We start from the raw sequence: 18,949 nt of genomic DNA, 5'->3' as shown, positions 1-18,949 counted from the left end.
ATAGAGTCATTATCTTTTCTGATTGTCACGATGAGGTCGAAAACTGAACTGAAGCGATAGAGCGCGGGATCTAACATGACCGGCTGGACACCGGCACAACGAATTGTCAGCTCGAAAGAGACTACGGATATAAAACTGAAAGTACCCCCAGCGTCCAGCCACGACAATCAGAGTAATAAGGACCAAGGAAACCAGAATTGTGACCTGTAATCAAGACGATGTTAACCTACCTCGAGTCCGGGGCAGAAGGTAGTTTCATATAAATTGTGTAATATTGTCTCCTTTTATAAGGAGGTGTGGAAAATGACATTAGCAGATACACCACACGATATAGAGAGCCAACTAAAGCGAAAAGATTGAATAGGCTGTCATGCATCTGGCCTCCAGATGCGGAATATCCACCGGAAAAGGTTAATTTCTTTTTGGTATATTTTGAGAATGGATATTTTTTATCATATAAGAAGAAATCTATTTTGAAAGTATTTCAAACGATCAGTCTGTCAGTATGAACTGTAAAAATTGGTACTAAGTAACGTGCTCATCGCTTGAGTTGTATCAAATCGGTACGCCACGAGGGCCCTGCTTTACCTGCTGAATAGTCAAGACATGCCACATTGGATTGCTGCACTTGTATAACTCCTGTATTCAGCCAGTAATGCCCGAAGAACACAGCCGGAAGATTATCAGTGTATCTGGGAAGTCGCCTGTGGTTATCTACTAATATATCCGGGATACTCACTTTATCAGAATCATACCAGAAGGCGAGGTCTCGATATGTTGAATCGACGCTGATGTCTCCCCACCAGCGGGTTCTCACCTCATGACGTACAATACCATCCTTATCCAGGAATGGCTCAACGCCTGAAAGTTCCGGTCCCTTAAGGAGTCGTTCTATGATGAAAAATTGTTCAGTTCCTTTGGTAGCACTGAGCTCTAGTTGCTCATGGTTGAGCCGGTTATTTTCATTGATACATCCTATCTGCCGCGCTTTTATGATGGTTTGCTGATCCCAACACGCATGAATTACGCGGAAATTACCTAAATCAAGGTAGAGCGGAAGTGTTGTAAACCATTCAATGGTATTAACAGTATGCTCTGTATCAAGAGGGAAATCTTTCAGAAATACCTGGTGTTGAGTGGTATTTGCCTCAGTGTGCGGTCGAAGCCATTCGCCATTGCTGGAGTTCGATTTTCTGATGTGATAACAGATAGCATTATATTCATGGTTACCCATGACAGTCTGTGCAATGCCTTCAGTCACCATAGGCCTGACAATATCCAGTACCCGTTTTTGTTGCGGGCCGCGGTCTATGAGGTCACCGACGAAAATCGGTGTGTGGTCTGCCTGGTAATATAGACCATTTTGCATTGTATAGCCGAGAAGGTCAAAGAGATTTTCCAGTTTATCTGCCTGGCCGTGAACATCACCGATTATGTCATAGATCATATGAGATTGTTGGTTTAAGTTGTTGTATGCAGAGGGGCTGGTACCGGTCGATATATGGTTTATCAGACTCTTCGCACCCCAACTCTCGAATGAAAATCCTCGTTTATGGACAGGCACCGGTTGTGCCGCTGATACTGGGTATTGGTCAAGTCTGGAAGATCGAAGCTGAAATGGCCAATACCCTGACTCAAATAAATATACCTATGTCCGCCTTTGCCGGGCAGTGGCAAGGCAGACATAGGTCAGGCTTAAAGGCTGACACCAAGTTTCCTTTTTCGGAACTCATCCTTTCCGCTAGCAGTAAGGCTATCCGTTCAACGTTTCTCCAGTATTACAGCTCCGTAATCAGGGATATGCAACGAATTGCCTCGGTGAAGGCGGGCATCCCAGCCGCCATTGGAGTCCTCGTCTTCCCCTTCGCAACTGATTCGATAGGCTCCCCAGGTCGAGTTCACAAGTTCCTTGTATTCGCCTTCAGGCAGATTAAGCTCCGCAAGCGAGCGCCACCCGGACCAATTACCGAAGTTCAGGAGCACGAAGAGATCATTGGCTTCCCCACGGGTGAAGGCCAGCATCCGATCCTGTGCGAAGGTTACCCGAAGCGGCGAGGGGCCTTCAAGCCGCGGATTGCCGCGGCGAATCTCAGAGAGACGATTCCACCAGTTTCGTAAACAGCAGGCTGCGGTGTCATGTTCGTAATAGTCCAGATCAAGAGCTTGGTCGCCCCCTTTGGGGAACTGTCGCCATTCGCCCGTCTCGGCACCCATAAAGGACAGGGGGATACCACGGGCAAGGAGCGTTGCTGCACTGGCCACCTTGCTCCGGCGCAGGCCTTGACCTGGTCCGGCCACAGCACTAATTCGATTTGGTTCGTTGCCCACCTCATCGTGACTTTCGGCATAGTTTGTCGACTCATGCCAGCGGGTGTCGGATGCCTGCGTTATCTTAAGAGCATCGGCTAAATTACCCATCACGTCCCAGCCCCGGACAGCATCGACCAGACGATCATGGAATTCGTCACACCATTGTGTGTCCATGGGACCCCAGGAATGGGTGAGATCCCAATCGTTAGGCAAGTTTTCTGCCATCAGCAAACAACGTCCGTCTATCTTATGAACCGCTTTACGGAGTCGTTGCATGAATTTCCAACCGCCACCGGAACCCGGCTGCCTTACATGGGCGGTCCACTGATCGCCGAAACGAATGACCCGTGTGAAGTCGAATCGGAAACCGTCGATCTTGTAATTTTGCATGAAATGGACAAGGTTACGTTCGAAGAAATGCATTACCTGGGGATGGTCGAAGTTGATCATTGCTCCCCATTCCGTGTCGCCATCAAAAAAGCTATCGCGGGCAACGCTCCACAGAACATTGTCTGAAGTACTGGCGTGATTAAAGACGACATCCAGCAGTACGGCCTTTCCATTCTGGTGACAGGCATCGACCAGGCGTTTGAGAGCATCAGGGCCTCCGTAGGCAGACTCGACCGAGTAGAAGAACGAAGGATTATAGCCCCAGCCGTGATCCCCTGAAAACTCACAGGTGGGCATTAACAATATCGCTGTGGCGTTTACCTTGCGAAGGTAACCCTCAGGGGCAGTCATCTCGTGTGTCACGGCATTGAGTCCGCTGTGACCGGCACGTTTGCTGAACATCGATGGGTGAAGCTGGTAGATGTTGAGGTATTGCCATCCAGGTCGCTGCCAACCATTGGAAGACCAGGGGAAATTCTGATGATCAACAAGTTTTGAGGCACGTTCCGGAGCCGAATTTTCCACCCAGTCCGCCGCCGGATCTTGCACCAGGCGTACCTGATTAAGTCGGAATTTATACAATGCACCATGGAGCGAGCCTCCGCGTGCGGCAGTAAGTTTTGCGACCGAAATGTGGGCCCACCAATAGGTTCCATCCTCCGTCGAGCGCATGGGCAGGGGGGAGGCTTCCCAGTCTGTCCAGTCACCTACCACCTCTACCGCTGCGGCTGTGGGGCAGTGCACTGCAAACCGAACCTGACCGTCCGCGATCCATGCACCTGGTCGCTCAATGGGAAAGGGAGGATTACTAAAAAGGTCATCCAGAGGCTTTGCAGGAAGGGTGTCTGCACGATTCAGCACAATGTAACGATGTGTTAAGTCTTCACCGTTCGAAACCTTGAGAAAGTGGCGTTCCAGGAATTCGGCTGAGTCACTCGAACGGAAATGAAACGAGGTCACGACCTCGGGGTAGGTTTTGAATCGGTAGCACCCGTCTTCATCGGCAGCCAGACCCGTATAGAGTAGTGCTCTGGATCGGTTAACCCACACATCAAGAAGCAGAGGTGCTTGCAGATCGCAATTGGGGGGACATGCCGCGATCTCAAGACAAACCTCTTTCTCCGCATGTGGCTGATGGCCGAACAGTTCGTGGTCACCCTCCAAGGTCCAGACTCCTTTTTTGCCGAGCTTGCGCCTGGTGCCATCACCATCATATGTCCATGCCACACCATCATCGGACAAATGAACATTACGTTTCGCCTCACCACTCTCCCAAGCTTTCTCTTGGTTGGGATCGTGTAGCATAAACCGGTATGTGCGTCCGGTATAAACCGGATATTCAAACTGCATCCATCCATCAGAATCCGGAGTGCCAGAGACATCCAAAACGAAATCCGAATCTTCCTGCCAGAGGTGCAGGAGAGGGGTTGCAGGGGGGCCGGGCTGAAAGGCATGTATGGTAAGTGGCTTCCTTACAGGCTGTTCAGTGCTGATTGCCGGAGCCTGGCTGTGCACCCAAATCTCTTCTCCATCCTGAGCAACCCATAGACGGTTGGCATAGTCTGGTTCATAGACGCCAGCCCTGCTTACAAATTTAAAGAGGAACCAGTGCCTTTCCGTTTCAGTTAACGAAATGTCGAAAATCGGGCCATATTCGTCGCTTGCCTCAGAGGAGAGCAACCGCCCTGCGCTACCAGGACTCCAGATAAAAATTCTGCCTTCCCGGTACTTCTTCGCTGTTATAAGATGGATGCGAACGCTCTCTTTTGCTGTTGCAAACGGATTTTTCGTCACAACCCGTGTCGCTCCCTCCGACATCCAAAGGTCATCTGGAAAACGGTGCTGATCCGTACGCGGGAGAGATTTAGCGCAGTCCTTCCAGGTCCATTCCCGGGTGTGGAGCTGAATGTGGCCTGGCTCCTGGATCTGGTGATCAAGCTGCGCCTCAAATAGTCGGCATTCGTCTGCGTCGCGTCCTTTGTCCCGGGCCGCATAGGAAAGTTGTGAGCTGTTATTCGGCTGCGCATCGCGCCAGACCCACAGCAGGCTGTCTTCTTTTGGGGTAAGCACATGAAACCTGTTCATTGGGACACCTCCTTAAGGCAAGTTTTACCTCGGGATGATCGTTTGGCCTTGGCCGGTTGTATATATCGCGTACCGCTACCACAAACGCGATGTCACCAACTGTTGTATCTACTGCTTTTCAGTATTATCCTGAACCATTGGTACCGAGACACAGCAAACGGTTCAGAGTATGGCTCGCTACCGTTTTAGAATGAGACCTTATCTATTTGCTTTTCACTGTATATTCTCTATCCGTAAACGAAGATTGTGGTTTAAGAGCAGGGAGGAGAAGACTCCGAGGCAGATGCCATACATTTGCCACAGGCACAGAGATGATATCGGAGTCTATGTTGAGGGCCGCGGAAAAAAGACATTATCCAATCTCGCTGGTTTCTCAACTCGTTCTCATAACTGTTTCAATGGGACCAATACGGGCAGGGAATCATTGAAGCAGTCTGGAAAATGAGCCGGTATCCTACGTAATCTTTGGATAGTTATTGTTTTCCGAGACCCTCGTCTCCGAGTGTTACATTTTGAAGATAAAACAGTTACGGGATAAAAAATCCATTTCTGGACAGCCTCCCGGTAATTTGCTTAGATCATAGTCTCGGCAATCCACAAATCGTGGAGATTGCAAAAGCTGGTGACAATGATTTTACCCTTGTAATCCATAGGCAGTTCATAGTTTGATTCAGGCTTATCATCGGCGCTAAAGGTCTTTGCACCCACGAAAGTTCCATCTTCGAGTACAAGTGTATGTCTTACAATGAAATGCGCCTTGGACATCGGATGCGGGGTTACCACTGTAACCTTATTGCCAGTCACTGTAACCTGAGGGACATGAGACTTTTCTTTGCCAGCCCATTTCCCTGTATTCTTTTCGGTGAAGATAATGTTGGTGTACTTCCCATTTTCACTGGCAAAAGAAGCGGAAGATCCCGCAATAGTTACCAAGGAGACTGCTGCAGCTGTTTTTAGAAAATTTCGTCGATCTTGCATGGCTGGACCTCTCTTTGAAGTGTTAACGGAAATTAACAGCATGAAATCGCTGTCTGCTGGATATGTTGAACTGATAGGTTAGCCGAGAATAAGATTTTTCTCCGGTCAAGGAATTGAAGGGTCGCGGAAAATACTAACTATCCAAAAATTGCGTAGGATATCGGTTTGGTAACGTCGTCGCCTCAATCTTTCCATACTGGCCGTATTGAGCCATTGGCGCGACGACGTTGCCGAGTTGAGAGACAAGCAAGATTGGATAATTATTTTTTCCGTGACCCTGAGACAAAGACGCACAATCATATTCGAAATACTGCGAGCATTGTTATTCTAACATAACACCGAGCTGCGGAGAAAGGACATTCCCGGATAGCTCCCTGACAGCATTGTAATAGTTGATGTCGCGGTAGCGTATCAGCACGGTAAATCTTACCTGATAAAAGTTATTGTTTCTACAAAAGAAAATGCAATGTTACATATTTTTCTCTATTCCTGGCGAAAGCGGACAATTTTTTGGTGCTTAGCCGTACCTCGAGTATTTTGGTTTGTTTGCAACATGTCAGCTCTGAATCAGGTTATTTGATGCAAAGCTTGATGAACAACCTGGCTGAGTTCCACCATTAAATAGGGCTTTTTAATAAATCCTGCAAGCCCGGTGAGCTTCATCTCCAGAAAGTCCTCTTCCCTTGAAAAACCTGAGGACAATATCACCTTTACATCCGGATCAATGCGTCTCAAATGTTTAAAGCAATCGCGGCCATTCATAACCGGCATAACCATATCAAGCAGTACCGCATCGATATTTGCATGTTCAACGGCAAATATTTCCATAGCTTTTTGTCCATTTTCAGCCATTAGCACCTTGTAGCCGAGTTTTTCCAGAATAGACCTGGCGGTGTCGCGCATGATAACCTCATCATCAACAACCAGGACACAGCCGCTACCGAATTGAATGTTTATCGTAACCGGTCTGACAGTCTCATCTTCCGTTAGCGGAAAAAGAAGCCTGAAAGAGGTTCCTTGCCCCACTGTACTATGCACTGAAATAGCGCCCCCGTGTTGTTTTACGGTTCCGTATACAGAAGCAAGGCCAAGGCCGGTTCCTTCACCTTGTTTTTTTGTTGTAAAAAAAGGATCAAATATCCGGTTCAGGTTTTCACGGGAAATACCGCAACCGTTGTCACTGACCTCCAACTCGATAAATCTTCCTGGTGCAAGATCAAAGGTTGTCGATTCGCAGTAAAATGTGTCGAGCAGAATTTCCTTGGTGCTGATATTGAGCAAGCCTCCTTTTGGCATTGCATGTGATGCGTTAATGCAGAGATTCAAAAAGGAGTTCTGTAAAAGTGAGGGGTCGCCGACAAGGTTATTGTGTGCTGCGTCAAGGTGGGTTTCAATTGTTATCCGTCTGTCAATACTGCTCTTTAACAGAATTACAGTCTCTTGTATAATGTCATGCAGGCTGATGGTTGTTGAGACTTTCGCCGATTGACGTGAAAAGGCGAGTAGTTTCCTGGTGAGGTCTGCTGCCCGAATGGCTGAGTCGAGGATGACCCGATGCATTTTTTTTGCATTGGTGTTATCTGGCAGGTGCTGCTCCAGCAATTCCGTGGCTCCTATAATCCCTCCCAGCATATTATTAAAGTCGTGGGCAATGCCGCCTGCGAGCAGGCCGATGGCTTCCATTTTACGACTCGCATTCATCTTCTCTTCCATCTGGTTACGTTCTGTTACATCTCGTATAACCAGAATAACACCGATAACACTTTCTGCTTCTTCACCCCTGATTGGGGCGGCATTGGTAATAACCTCGATCTGTTGCTTATCCTTGGTGACCAGGCTGATATCCCTGTCTTCTGCAACTATTTTTCCTGAGAAGAGTACTGTATCGATCTGGTTCGGTATTTCAATCTGCTTTTCGGTTGATACAAACTGAAAAACAGTGTCATGCATTTGGCCAACGGCATCTGCAAGCTGCCACCCGGAGAGTTTTTCTGCCATAGGATTCATGTCGCGGACTATCCCGCGTTCATCGGTAACGATAACACCATCTCCTATGGATTGAAGAGTTGCCTTCAGATTTTCTTTGCTGTGCCGTAATTGGGAATTCTTGAGTTCGAGTAACCTACTGTTATTTCTTGATTCCGTAATATAGAGAAAACAGAACGGAAAAATTCCAGTCAGAAAGGCCAGAAAGCCGATCAGGAAAAACAGGTTGCTTCTCTCAATCACCATTTCAACATAATCAACAGTGAATTCAGCACAAGCCAGGTACTTGGAGCCGTCTGGATTGCTGATGGGAATGAAAATAGCCCGAAACATCCCCCAGATGTCTTTAAAAGTGGCATAGACGGGGACATCGCCTGTAAAGGCTTCCATCTGAGCCTCTGAAACGCCGTTTTTATAGGGCATGAAATAATGAATTTTTGCATCTGGATGATTTGGGCCAGAGGTTTTGTTGCATGCTGTGAGGTACACCGTGTCGTTAATAAGAATGTCTGTCCAGATATATTTGGCCCCAGATACCTGTGCCAATTGCGTCAGTTTTGTCTCTATCGACCGGTATTCGGTAAGAGAGATGGCATCAGGTGTTTTTGCCCGCATGTGATAGTCATGGGGCAGTATGAGGCTGATACTTTCGGCGGCAATAAGGAGCTGTCTGTCGATGGTATTGTAGATATACTGGTTGATCTGCCCCCGTACCCAAAACAGAAAAACTGTCGAGACAAGTACAAAAAAAGATGCTGCAGCAACCAAAGCGGGTAGTCGCTGACCGGTTAATACTACTTTAAGGTTTATCATATGCCAGTGATATTGCTTTATTGAGCTGGGTACCGTTTGGAGAACAACGCTGCGTCATGTTGTTTCAGCGTGTATGCCTCACTGTGCCCGTTTCAAGTACAAATTAATGCTACATGATATTACCGGTTGGTTAGAAAAATATTAGCACAATAGTATTTCCCAAATTTTTCTTCTTGCAAATAGGCCGAGTAAGGTCGTGTAGAACCAGATATCACGAAAGACTAATAACGTTTTTCTGAGAACAACGACAACAATGAAGCAGAAAGACATGGAATGCGCCACTCGGGTTCCCAACGGCAATTTTCATCCTCCGTATCAAACCAGAACCCAATTTTTATATTGGTCCTGGGTATCTAGATGGTTGTGCTTGATTGCCTGAAAACGCCTTAAACTGAGAAAAAATAGCAATGCTCCGACAGACTCCTCGAGAGGAATATATCTTCTATGAGCAACAGTAGCAGTTTGTATCAATGTAAACAACCCACCAGTCTACATTTGGTCCCCTCTGGGCCATCCTATAAGAGGATCTGTCTGAACGAATCTGAAGGAGCAAGTAATCGGTCATAGGCATAGGCTCTTCTTATTTTGCCTTGCTCAGGTAGACAAATATATTAATTTTTTATAAAAACAAGCGGTGTATATCGTCAAAGTATGTTTAGGTTTAGGGGTAACCTGCTGTCTTTTATTTGAATCTGGTATCAGCCGGAGATTTTTCACCCGGAACAATGATTGATATTCACTGCCATATATTGCCTGATATAGATGATGGACCCCGCACTTTTGAAGAATCTGTGGCCATGGCCAGGATGGCTGCAGAGGATGGGGTGGATGTAATTGTCGCAACTCCGCATGTAAACGAAAAGCTCTATGACCCTGCTGAAATAAGCCGCAGGGCATCCTGGTTGCGGCACCTGATACGTAAGGAGAACATTCCTCTCACCCTGCTGACAGGTGCGGATGTGAATACAGTTTTTGCACCTCAGCAGGTGAATCAATTCACTATCAATGAGACAGATTATATCCTGGTAGAGTTTCCCCATACGCATCTTCCTGCAACAGCGAAAAATATACTGTTTCAATTTCGAATACACGGAATGAAGCCGATTATTACCCATCCTGAGCGTAATCCATCTATCAAGTCCAACCCTGACCTGTTACTGGAATTACTGGATGACGGCATTTTCGTCCAGGTTACAGCCGGCAGTGTTGTAGGTGAATTTGGGAGAGGTGCAAAGAAATGTGCGCACTACCTCCTGAAAAAAGGTGTCGTTGACGTGTTAGCCTCTGACGGGCATTCCACAAAGTACCGCAAGCCTCTTTTGTCACAAGGGATTAAAGGTGCTTCCACTATTATTGGTGAGGAACAGGCGCGCAAACTCGTGTTCACTAATCCCATGAAAATAATTGCCAATATGTCCTTTGAGCGATGAAGAATGCAAACGGGGCTGTCCAAGTCACGAATCTCTGCAAATATTACCCGCTCTCCTTACGGGAGCTCTGGAGGCCTGCTGCAATTTCACGGAAACCTGCTTTGCAGGACGTCTCATTTGGTTTCAACCAAGGGGAAATCTGTTGTCTGCTTGGGTTGAATGGAGCCGGAAAAACAACCCTCATAAAGATACTGGCCGGGCTGCTGGAGCCGGACAGCGGAGATGCCCGTATTCTTGGTCGTGATATACGTACACACGACAGGCTGATTAGACAATCGGTTGGCCTGGTGAATACCAATGAACGCAGTTTCTACTGGCGCCTGTCTGTGCGCAAAAACCTTCTTTTTTTCGCTTCTTTGTATGGGTTACAGGGAAAAAACGCATCTGTTCGGGTGGACAACGTGCTTTCATTGGTCGGCCTTGCGGACCTGGGGAAACAACGGTTTGATCGCTGTTCAAGTGGTCAGAAACAAAAAGTATCCCTTGCCAGGGCCCTTCTTGCCTCACCAAAGATTCTGCTGCTGGATGAACCCACCTCCAACATCGATATCGTGGCTGCCAGAAAGCTTCGCAACCTGATCCGAACCAGGCTTGTCAACAGTGAGAGAATGGCAGCACTCTGGTGCACCCACAACCTGCATGAAGCCCAGGAAGTGTGCGATCGTGTAGTCATTCTTCATCAGGGGAGAATTCTTGCTGATCTGTCCAAACAAGACTTGATAGGGATGGGCGATACCATTTCTATCTTTCAGCTTGAAGTTATTGGGTATCGCCCCGGAATCTTGACGATGCCAAAGGGGGAAGAACAACCTGTTTGTATTGAAGAAAATAACAGACAAATAATCCGGCTCCAGTGTGCAGAAAAGGATATTCCAAGGTTTCTGCAACAGCTTGTGGAAAACCGGGTCCAGGTGTATGGGTGCACCAGTAAAGTTTTACATCTTGAGGACTTTTTTGAGAGAATCACAGAGAAGGAAGGGGAATCATGCTGCACCAGGCACTGAATTTTTTACTCAGGGATATCCGGGTCGACCTCAGTTACCCCCTGCGGCTTCCTGCGCAAATCGCAACACTGTGCATTACCACAGTGCTTTTCTTCTTTATGGGTAAGATTATACATCCTCAGGAACAACTGCTGCAGCCATATGGCGGAGATTATTTTGCTTTTGTCCTGCTTGGATTGGCTTTAACGGATATTCTTCTAGTTATCGTTTCCAGCATGGGGGAAGAAATTCGTAAGGGCCAGACACTGGGAACCATAGAGGCTCTTCTGATCACACCGGTTTCTCCTTCTGCTATTTTGCTGTATTCTTCTCTGTATCCTTTTGCTTTTTCCTGTTTTCGCGCTCTTTTTTATCTGGGACTGGGCACGTTGTTCGGAGCAGTATTTCACTGGACTCATCCTTTCCTTATTGTTGCTCTGGTATTGTTGACCCTGTTAAGTTTTTTGGGTATTGGCCTTTTTTCAGCCACCTTTGTACTTTTGTTAAAGCAGAATAGTCCGGTCAGTTGGGCGATTGGTTCCTTAGCCAGTCTGTTTGGGGGGGTCATGTATCCTACGGAGGTTTTGCCCGGATGGCTGCAATGGATTTCACAGATTCTCCCCATTACCCACAGCCTTAGGGGATTGCGCCAGCTTATGCTGAATGGTGCTGGAGTTGATGCAATCCGATGGGAGTTGTTGATTCTTTGCGGATTTGCTGTGTTGTGCCTTACAGGTGGCTTAGTCTCTTTTCACTATGGATTACAGATAGCCAGGCGGCAAGGGTCGTTGCTCCATTACTGATCAGGTGGGGTTAAGCGGAAGTCATGGGAAACAAGGTCTATGGCTTGCGGGTGATTTTCTCCTGTTCATGCGATATCCATTGCTCGGCCTTATGACGAGCCTTGACGGCCTTGGTATTGTCACCCATGAGATGATAGAGTTGAGCCAGTTAGGTATATGCCATGGGGTCTGTTTCATCAAGCCAATTTTTTTTTATGGGTAGAAAGGGGAGCAGTGTCTGTAGCGATTATATATAGGGTGCATGACCGCATGTCAGAGGAGCCGTAGATGCTCAATGTGAATGCTCGAGCATCTACGGTCGATAGTATCCACTGGAACATGGATAATAAGATTAAAGAATGATTGTTACCTAATTGCGATTAATCATAACCATCTTGATGTTGGTCATGTCTTCCATGGCAAAGCGAACACCTTCACGGCCAAGACCGGAGAGCTTATTGCCTCCATAGGGAAGATGGTCTACTCTGTATGTGGCCGTATCATTGATCATTACACCGCCAACCTCCAGGTCATCCACAGCCTGGAGTGCCTTGTTGATATCATTGGTGTAGATGCCTGCCTGGAGCCCAAATTCAGAATTGTTAACCAGGTTGATTACTTCGTCAAAGTCATTGTATGCAACAATGGAAACAACAGGTGCAAAGGTTTCCATACACATAATTTTCATATCTTCCGTCACATTGGTAAGCACTGTTGGAAGATAGACACGACCTTCTGCTTTGCCGCCTGTGGCGATCACGGCTCCCTGCTGTACCGCCTCCTTGACCCAGGAATCAATACGTTCAACCTCTTTGTCGTCAATCAGCGGGCCGATATCGCATGATGTCTCCAGGGGATCTCCCACCTGCAGAGCTTTCACCTTTTCCACAAAGAGCTTGCTGAAGGTTTCGACGCAGGCTGCGTTCACATAAATACGCTGTAGGGAAATGCATACCTGTCCGGAGTTGGCAAAAGCGCTGACCACACAACGTTCAGCAGCTTTTTCCAGGTCTGCATCAGCTTCGATGATGGTGGCGGAGTTGTTGCCCAATTCCAGGGTAACTTTTTTAATCCCTGCTTTTTTAATTATCTGATCGCCAACAGCAGGTGAGCCGGTAAAGGTGACTTTTTTACAGTCAGGATGGACTACAATGGCATCCCCAACTTCCCTGCCTGGGCCGATAACCACGTTTACAACCCCTTTGGGCAGGCCTGCCTGTTCGAGTATTTCTGCCAGTATGATGGAAGACACCGGTGTGACAGAAGCTGGTTTGAGTACAACTGTATTACCAGCTGCAATGGCAGGGGCCAGTTTATGAGCGACCAGGTTCAGGGGGAAATTGAAGGGGGTAATTGCTCCGATAACCCCAATAGGTTCACGAATGAAGTAACCAAACCTGTTTTCACCAAATCGGCTTGCATCAACAGGAATGGTTTCTCCATGCAGGCGTTTAGCTTCCTCTGCCGCAAATTTAAAGGTTTCAGCACTGCGCTGTACCTCGTTAACAGAAAATTTATAGGCTTTTCCGGCTTCTTTGCAGAGAATATCTACTATTTCGTCTTGCCTTGCCAGCAGTAATTCTGCGGTTTTATCCAGAATCGCAGCCCGGGCATGGGCAGGTGCTTTTCGAAAACTCTGGAATGCCTCTTTTGCACTGGCAATGGCTTTTTCAGTGAGCACTGAATCTGCCAGAGGTACTGACGCAAAAGCTTCTCCTGTAAACTTATTGACAACCTCCATGGTCTTATCTGTGTCGAGCCACTGGCCATCAACATAGGTTTGATATGCTTTTATCACTTTTTTCCTCTCTTTTCCCCTGATGTTACATGTGATGAACAGCAGTCAGGCCATTGGACAAAACAGAAAGAGTTGTTGTCAAAAACGGGGAATATACCTGCTGCTATAAAAAAAGTTTTGCCGACAATGCAGTTGTTTCCGAGGAAACAGCCAGTCTTCAATATTTGAAGAGGTAAACTGACAAGTCAACACTACCTTGTTTTCTATAAAAAACATAGGGATTCCGCTGATCCTGTTACAGCTATTTTTTCAAATTATTTATTGTCTCTAGCCACTACATACCCAGATACGCTTCACGTATGTGAGGGTCGTCGATCATCTGGTCTGCCTGTCCTTCCATAACAACCCTTCCATGTTCCAGAACATAGCCGCGGTCACTTAAGCTTAGTGAATGCCGCACATCCTGTTCAACCATGAGTACGGTCATTCCCTGGTCGGCAATTTTGCGTACAGTTTCAAAAATGTCTTTAATGAGCAGGGGCGCCAGTCCAAGCGACGGTTCATCCAGCATAAGGATGTGGGGCTTTGCCATGAGGCCTCGGCCAATGGCAACCATCTGCTGCTCACCGCCGGATAATGTCATGGCCAGCTGATCTTCGCGTTCTTCCAGCCTTGGCAGTAAGCTGTACACCTCCTGTAGGGTCTGTTCACTTTCCTCCCTGGCACGTTTATTATACGCCCCCACCATGAGATTATCTTTCACAGACATGAGCGGAAAAAGGCGACGGCCTTCGGGAACGTGAACTATTCCCTGGGCAACGATATTTTCAGGCAGGTCTTTTTGAATTTCCTTCTCCTCAAAGATAATTTGACCGCCGCTGGCAGGCAGCAAACCGGAAATCACGCGCAACAGAGTAGATTTCCCAGCGCCATTTCCGCCAATGATGCTTACCACTTCACCCTGATTGACTTTGAGGGAGAGATCAAATATTACCTGCACATCCCCATAGGATGCGTTTAGATTGTGAATATCAAGCAACGACATAATCATCTCCCAGATATGCTTTGATTACACGTTCATCATTGGCAATTTCTGCCGGGCTGCCTTCTGCAATCTTTTTTCCGAACTGGATAACTACAATATGATCAGAGAGCGCCATAATAGCCCGCATGATATGTTCGATGATAAAGATGGTTATACCCTGTTTTCGCAGATCCTGGAAAATTGAGACCATCTCATCAACTTCATTGGGACGCAGGCCTGCCATGACTTCATCCAGCAACAGCAGTTTTGGTTCCGTGGCCAATGCTTTAGCTATTTCCAGGCGTTTTCTGTCGGCAATGGTCAGGTTGCCTGCGAGTACGTTTTTTTTATCGGCAAAGTTCAGGGACTCCAACACTGCCATGGCCTTTTCTTCAGCATGTTTGCGGCTGTTGGTGGTACTGAAGCTGGCTACAGTTACATTGTACAGCACATCTTTGCTGGCAAATGGTTTCACTATCTGAAAGGTACGTGCGAGCCCTGATTTACAAAGGTTCCAGGGCTTTTCTCCATTGATGACTTCTCCATCAAAGGTGATCTTTCCCGATGTTGGAGCAAACGCACCTGCAATGCAGTTAAAGGCTGTTGATTTTCCTGCTCCGTTCGGGCCGATAAGCCCGAAAATCTGGCCAGGTTCAATGGTCAAGTCAAGTGAGTCAACTGCACGCAGACCGCCAAACTCCTTTGTCATTTTTTCTACTTGTAGCAGTGCCATAACTTAACTCCCTGATGTGGCTGGCTGTGGGCGGTTTATAATGCGCTGATACAGACGACTGATAGGCTCCTGTAGTCCTCTGGGTTGGTAGAGCATCACCAGAATCAAGACCAGGCCGAAGATGATCAGATGTAATCCTGGAAGGCTATCGCCAAAGTAGATACGACAGAAATCGCTCACAGGTCTGAGCAGCAGTGCCCCCAGGATTGGACCGACAATGGAACCACGACCACCGATGAGGGCGATAAATGCTATTTCAAAGGACATGTCCAGTGAAATGATCGATTTGGGGTGGATATAGAGGGAAAATTGGGCGTAAAACGTTCCAGCCAGTGCTGTTAGAAAAGAACTTACAGCCATGGCGATCAGGCGGGCTCGGGCAACGTTCACCCCAAGGGCCATGGCTGCTTCAGGTTCTTCACCACCGGCAACCAGGTAGTAGCCAAGTTTGCTGCGGCTGACCATATACGTAAGCAACATGACTAGAAGCAGCATAATAAGAATGATGTAATAATAAGGCTCTTTGGTGGCGAACATAAAATGGCTGAATCCAGTCTCAAGCGGTGGAATCTGCAGGCCCCTGGGGCCATTGATTTTCAGTGGCCCAAGATAATCGATATTTTCCACCATGACCCTTAAACCTTCGGCAAAGGCTATGGTTGCCAGAGCAAAATATGCGCCTCGCATTTTCAGGGTTGGCAGACCGATGATAATACCGGCGATCATGGCCAGTACGCCTCCCACAACCATACCGATCCATGGGCTTATTCCATATTGGAGAGAAAGTACTGTTGAGGTATAAGCGCCAATGCCTACAAATGCAGCGTGTCCTAAAGGAAGCACACCAGCAAAGCCACCCACAATATTCCAGCTCGTGGTCAGGTAGGCGTAAAAAAAGAGAAGGACTAAAATATGAAGATATGTTGCGCTGCGGACCACCAGGGGCAGGGCAAAAGCCAGGGCAAGTACCCCCAGCAGTGCGATTTTATTTATATGTTGGCTGTTCATTACGTATTCCTTGAGCAATGGGGTGTATCTGGTTACCAGTCATGCTTCTGGCCAAAGAGTCCGGAGGGTTTGACAAAAAGTACTACAAGAAACAAGCCGTAGACTATAGCTTCGGTCCATGTTGCTGTCATGAATTGAGGACCAACAGACTCTATCAGGCCAATGATCACGCCACCGACCAGAGCCCCGGTGATGGAACCGAGACCACCCAGAACAACAATAATGAAACCTTTGATGTCAAAAAGAACGCCCACTGTGGGAAAGACGTTGTAAAATGGTATCAGTGTGACAGCCGCAATACCTGTAGTGGCAGCGCCAATACCAAAAGCGACGTTATATATTTTGTACTGGTCTATTCCCATGAGGCTGGCTGCTTCACGATCCATACTGGTTGCGCGTATCGCCCTGCCCATGACTGTCTTATGCATGAACCAGTGGACTGCCGCCGCCGTAACCAGTGCAGTAACAAAGCCGTAAAGTTTAGGCATGGAGATAAACATTTCGCCCAGTTCCAACATCTTCCCCTGCAGGGGATTATTGCCCAGGGAACGATATTGGGGGCCGAATAACAGCAGAGTCAGATTGTCAAGGATGTACCAGATACCAGTCGTAACAATAATAACAGTAACAGGCTCCCTGACGTTTTTCTCTGCAATGAAGATAGGCCTGATTATTATCTTTTGCAGGGAATACCCGAAGATAAACATGATCGGAATTACAAGTATCAGGGCAACGTAAGGATGTACTCCGGTGAGCCGTATGGCCCAGTAGCTGACATACATGCCAACCATCAATAAAGAGCCGTGAGCGAAATTGATGACCTTGAGCACACCAAAAATGATGGTCAATCCCATGGCGGTCAAACCATAAATGGATCCCATAAGGATACCATTAATGGTATCCTCAAGTACGTACAACATTCTAACCTCCCTTGAAGAGCTGGACAAAAGAGCTGGGGTAACTGTTTACAGCTCGCCTGATCTTTCCACGATCATCCTGGCTTACGTATGACCAGCCACGCTGCGCCAGCCTGCTTGCGAAAACTTCAGGCACCCTGTAAGTAGTTACAAATGCAGGGAAGTTGCCAAACGTGGTCACTTCCCTTATCAGTAGTTACGAGCTGGGGCGATAAAGCCAGTTTCTGGCTCATGCAGCGGCAGCATCAGCTTAAAATACATTCATGATGAATACGGAAATCGTATCCATCATGAATATGTGGAATCAATTATTTATTAGGCATCGGAAATACAGGGGTATATCCGGCGCGGCGGGCTGCTTTTGGCCAGATAGAGATGCGCTCCAGCCCATTTCCGATGTCATTGATCTGCACCATTACCATGGAAGCTTCAGTGTTCTGGCCGGTGGCATCGAACTTCACTGCATCGTATCCCACGATCATACCAGGGCCATCGCTGAGGCTGGTAGCGGCAAGGGCCTCTCTGATTTTTTCAGGATCAAGAGAGCCTGCACGTTCCAGAGCATCTTTCAGAACATACATGGCCACATAGGCATCCACGGCTTCCCCGGTAAGGTTCATGCCGAATTTTTCTTTGTATTTTGCATTGACTTCAGCTGCGCGTGGTTTGTTGATGTCTGTTTCCCATTCAACAATGTCGAACAGATATTTGGCATTCTCTCCAACTGTGGAGAGGAAAGATGGGTCGGCATGACCACCGCCACTGGTGATGATCGCCTTTAGCTTTACTTTATACTCGGCAATTGTGTTGGTAAGCAGAATGGCATCTGCAGCATTGGAGGTCAGCATCAGCACATCCGGGCGGCTGCGGCGAATTTTTTGTACCACAGGGCTTAAATCAGTGGCTGTTGAAGGGTAAGGTTCATCAAGCACTATTTCATAACCGGCTTCCTCAGCCAGCTTCTTCCACTGATTGGCAAATCCTTTACCCCAGTCGCCGTTCTCGTAAACAAAGGCGATTTTTTTAACCTTTACATCAAATTCATCCTGGATATCCTTAAGAAAACTGAACTGATCACGAGCCCACCAGGAATCTTTGGCAGCTATGCGGAAAATATTCTTAAAACCCTGATCCGTAATTTTATCTGAAACAGAAACCGGAACGATAAAGGGGATGCCGTAACGTTCGGCAACCGCAGTGGTAGGATAGGTAACAGCACTGTTCCAGCACCCGGTCAAAATATTCACTTTTTCAGTGTTGATAAGTCGTTCAGCCTCGGCCACGCCTTTTTCCGGTTTGGACTCTGAATCCGCATAAAGCAGCTCAAGTTTGGCGCCGCCTAGGGATTTGATTCCACCAGCAGCATTGATTTCTTCAATGGCCATTTCTCTGGCAGCCTTACCCTGCTGGCCGACGGTTGCTGAGGGACCTGAAAGGGGGATGATATTACCGATTTTGACTGTTTGCGCCCTGGCACTGCCCAGCGATGTCAGGGCAAGGGAGAGAGCAAAGACGGGAACTGCACATCTGGTGAGTACTTTCATACTATCCTCTACTACGTGGATTTTAGCCTGATGGCGGATGCAGCACACCAAAGAGGTGTACTTCTGCTAATTCACAGATGACAGTATCAAGTAGTATGCCACAGAGTGGATTCACACTGCCTAAATCTGTAATTCCTCTTGAACCGAGGCGTTGAGGCAGGATTTATCCCAAGGAAAGAAGAAAGGGAGTGGTAGCAAGGACAAGGGAGGCATGGTTGAAACAAGGTG

General features: G+C 47.4%; 13 protein-coding genes. 3 read left to right on the top strand and 10 right to left on the bottom strand.

The features are described 5' to 3' along the window. Window positions 1–538: 538 nt before the first annotated feature. The 4 genes from G493_RS29805 to G493_RS29800 form a co-directional block, all read right to left on the bottom strand. The gene (locus G493_RS29805; protein ID WP_051309433.1) at window positions 539–1,447 is read right to left on the bottom strand and encodes a metallophosphoesterase; all 909 of its coding nucleotides are present in this window, start codon (window positions 1,445–1,447) and stop codon (window positions 539–541) included. A 314-nt stretch (window positions 1,448–1,761) separates the two neighbouring features. Beyond that, window positions 1,762–4,518, bottom strand: a complete 2,757-nt coding sequence (locus G493_RS0117145; protein ID WP_161629848.1) for an alpha-amylase family glycosyl hydrolase — start codon at window positions 4,516–4,518, stop codon at window positions 1,762–1,764. 840 nt (window positions 4,519–5,358) lie between these two features. Beyond that, complete coding sequence (locus G493_RS0117140) at window positions 5,359–5,763, bottom strand: desulfoferrodoxin family protein (RefSeq protein ID WP_028581395.1); 405 nt, start codon at window positions 5,761–5,763, stop codon at window positions 5,359–5,361. A gap of 567 nt (window positions 5,764–6,330) precedes the next feature. Next, window positions 6,331–8,562, bottom strand: coding sequence for a hybrid sensor histidine kinase/response regulator (locus G493_RS29800; protein WP_051309429.1), 2,232 nt, complete (start codon window positions 8,560–8,562; stop codon window positions 6,331–6,333). A 686-nt stretch (window positions 8,563–9,248) separates the two neighbouring features. On the opposite strand from G493_RS29800, the gene G493_RS29795 reads away from it, so the two are divergent. The 3 genes from G493_RS29795 (at window position 9,249) to G493_RS0117120 (ending at window position 11,778) form a co-directional block, all read left to right on the top strand. Then, the gene (locus tag G493_RS29795) at window positions 9,249–9,992 is read left to right on the top strand and encodes a tyrosine-protein phosphatase (protein WP_153306566.1); all 744 of its coding nucleotides are present in this window, start codon (window positions 9,249–9,251) and stop codon (window positions 9,990–9,992) included. A gap of 101 nt (window positions 9,993–10,093) precedes the next feature. Next, window positions 10,094–10,996, top strand: coding sequence for an ABC transporter ATP-binding protein (locus G493_RS29790; RefSeq protein ID WP_161629847.1), 903 nt, complete (start codon window positions 10,094–10,096; stop codon window positions 10,994–10,996). Beyond that, a complete protein-coding gene (locus G493_RS0117120) occupies window positions 10,978–11,778 on the top strand; it encodes an ABC transporter permease (protein WP_028581393.1) in 801 nt (266 codons plus the stop codon). Before G493_RS29790 ends, G493_RS0117120 begins: the two co-directional genes overlap by 19 nt. A gap of 349 nt (window positions 11,779–12,127) precedes the next feature. Here G493_RS0117120 and G493_RS0117115 read toward each other — a convergent pair whose 3' ends face one another. From G493_RS0117115 to G493_RS0117085, 6 genes are all read right to left on the bottom strand, one after another. Further along, a complete protein-coding gene (locus tag G493_RS0117115; protein ID WP_028581392.1) occupies window positions 12,128–13,555 on the bottom strand; it encodes an aldehyde dehydrogenase family protein in 1,428 nt (475 codons plus the stop codon). 274 nt (window positions 13,556–13,829) lie between these two features. Beyond that, entirely contained in the window at window positions 13,830–14,540 is a 711-nt protein-coding gene (locus G493_RS0117105; RefSeq protein ID WP_028581391.1) for an ABC transporter ATP-binding protein, read from the bottom strand. Next, window positions 14,527–15,252: an ABC transporter ATP-binding protein gene (locus G493_RS0117100; protein WP_028581390.1), complete on the bottom strand. Its 726-nt coding sequence runs from the start codon at window positions 15,250–15,252 to the stop codon at window positions 14,527–14,529. Before G493_RS0117100 ends, G493_RS0117105 begins: the two co-directional genes overlap by 14 nt. 3 nt (window positions 15,253–15,255) lie before the next feature. After that, window positions 15,256–16,260 (bottom strand): branched-chain amino acid ABC transporter permease, encoded by a 1,005-nt coding sequence (locus tag G493_RS29785; RefSeq protein WP_035274947.1) that lies wholly within the window; start codon window positions 16,258–16,260, stop codon window positions 15,256–15,258. A gap of 32 nt (window positions 16,261–16,292) precedes the next feature. Beyond that, on the bottom strand, window positions 16,293–17,180 hold the full coding sequence (locus tag G493_RS0117090) for a branched-chain amino acid ABC transporter permease (protein ID WP_028581389.1): 888 nt from the start codon (window positions 17,178–17,180) through the stop codon (window positions 16,293–16,295). A 305-nt stretch (window positions 17,181–17,485) separates the two neighbouring features. Next, window positions 17,486–18,721: an ABC transporter substrate-binding protein gene (locus G493_RS0117085; protein WP_028581388.1), complete on the bottom strand. Its 1,236-nt coding sequence runs from the start codon at window positions 18,719–18,721 to the stop codon at window positions 17,486–17,488. Window positions 18,722–18,949 lie beyond the last annotated feature (228 nt).

The organism is Desulfogranum japonicum DSM 18378, assembly GCF_000429945.1.
GTDB classification, from domain to species: domain Bacteria; phylum Desulfobacterota; class Desulfobulbia; order Desulfobulbales; family Desulfobulbaceae; genus Desulfogranum; species Desulfogranum japonicum.
Note: the sequence above shows the minus strand (reverse complement) of the source record. Positions and strands in the feature narration are given on the sequence as shown.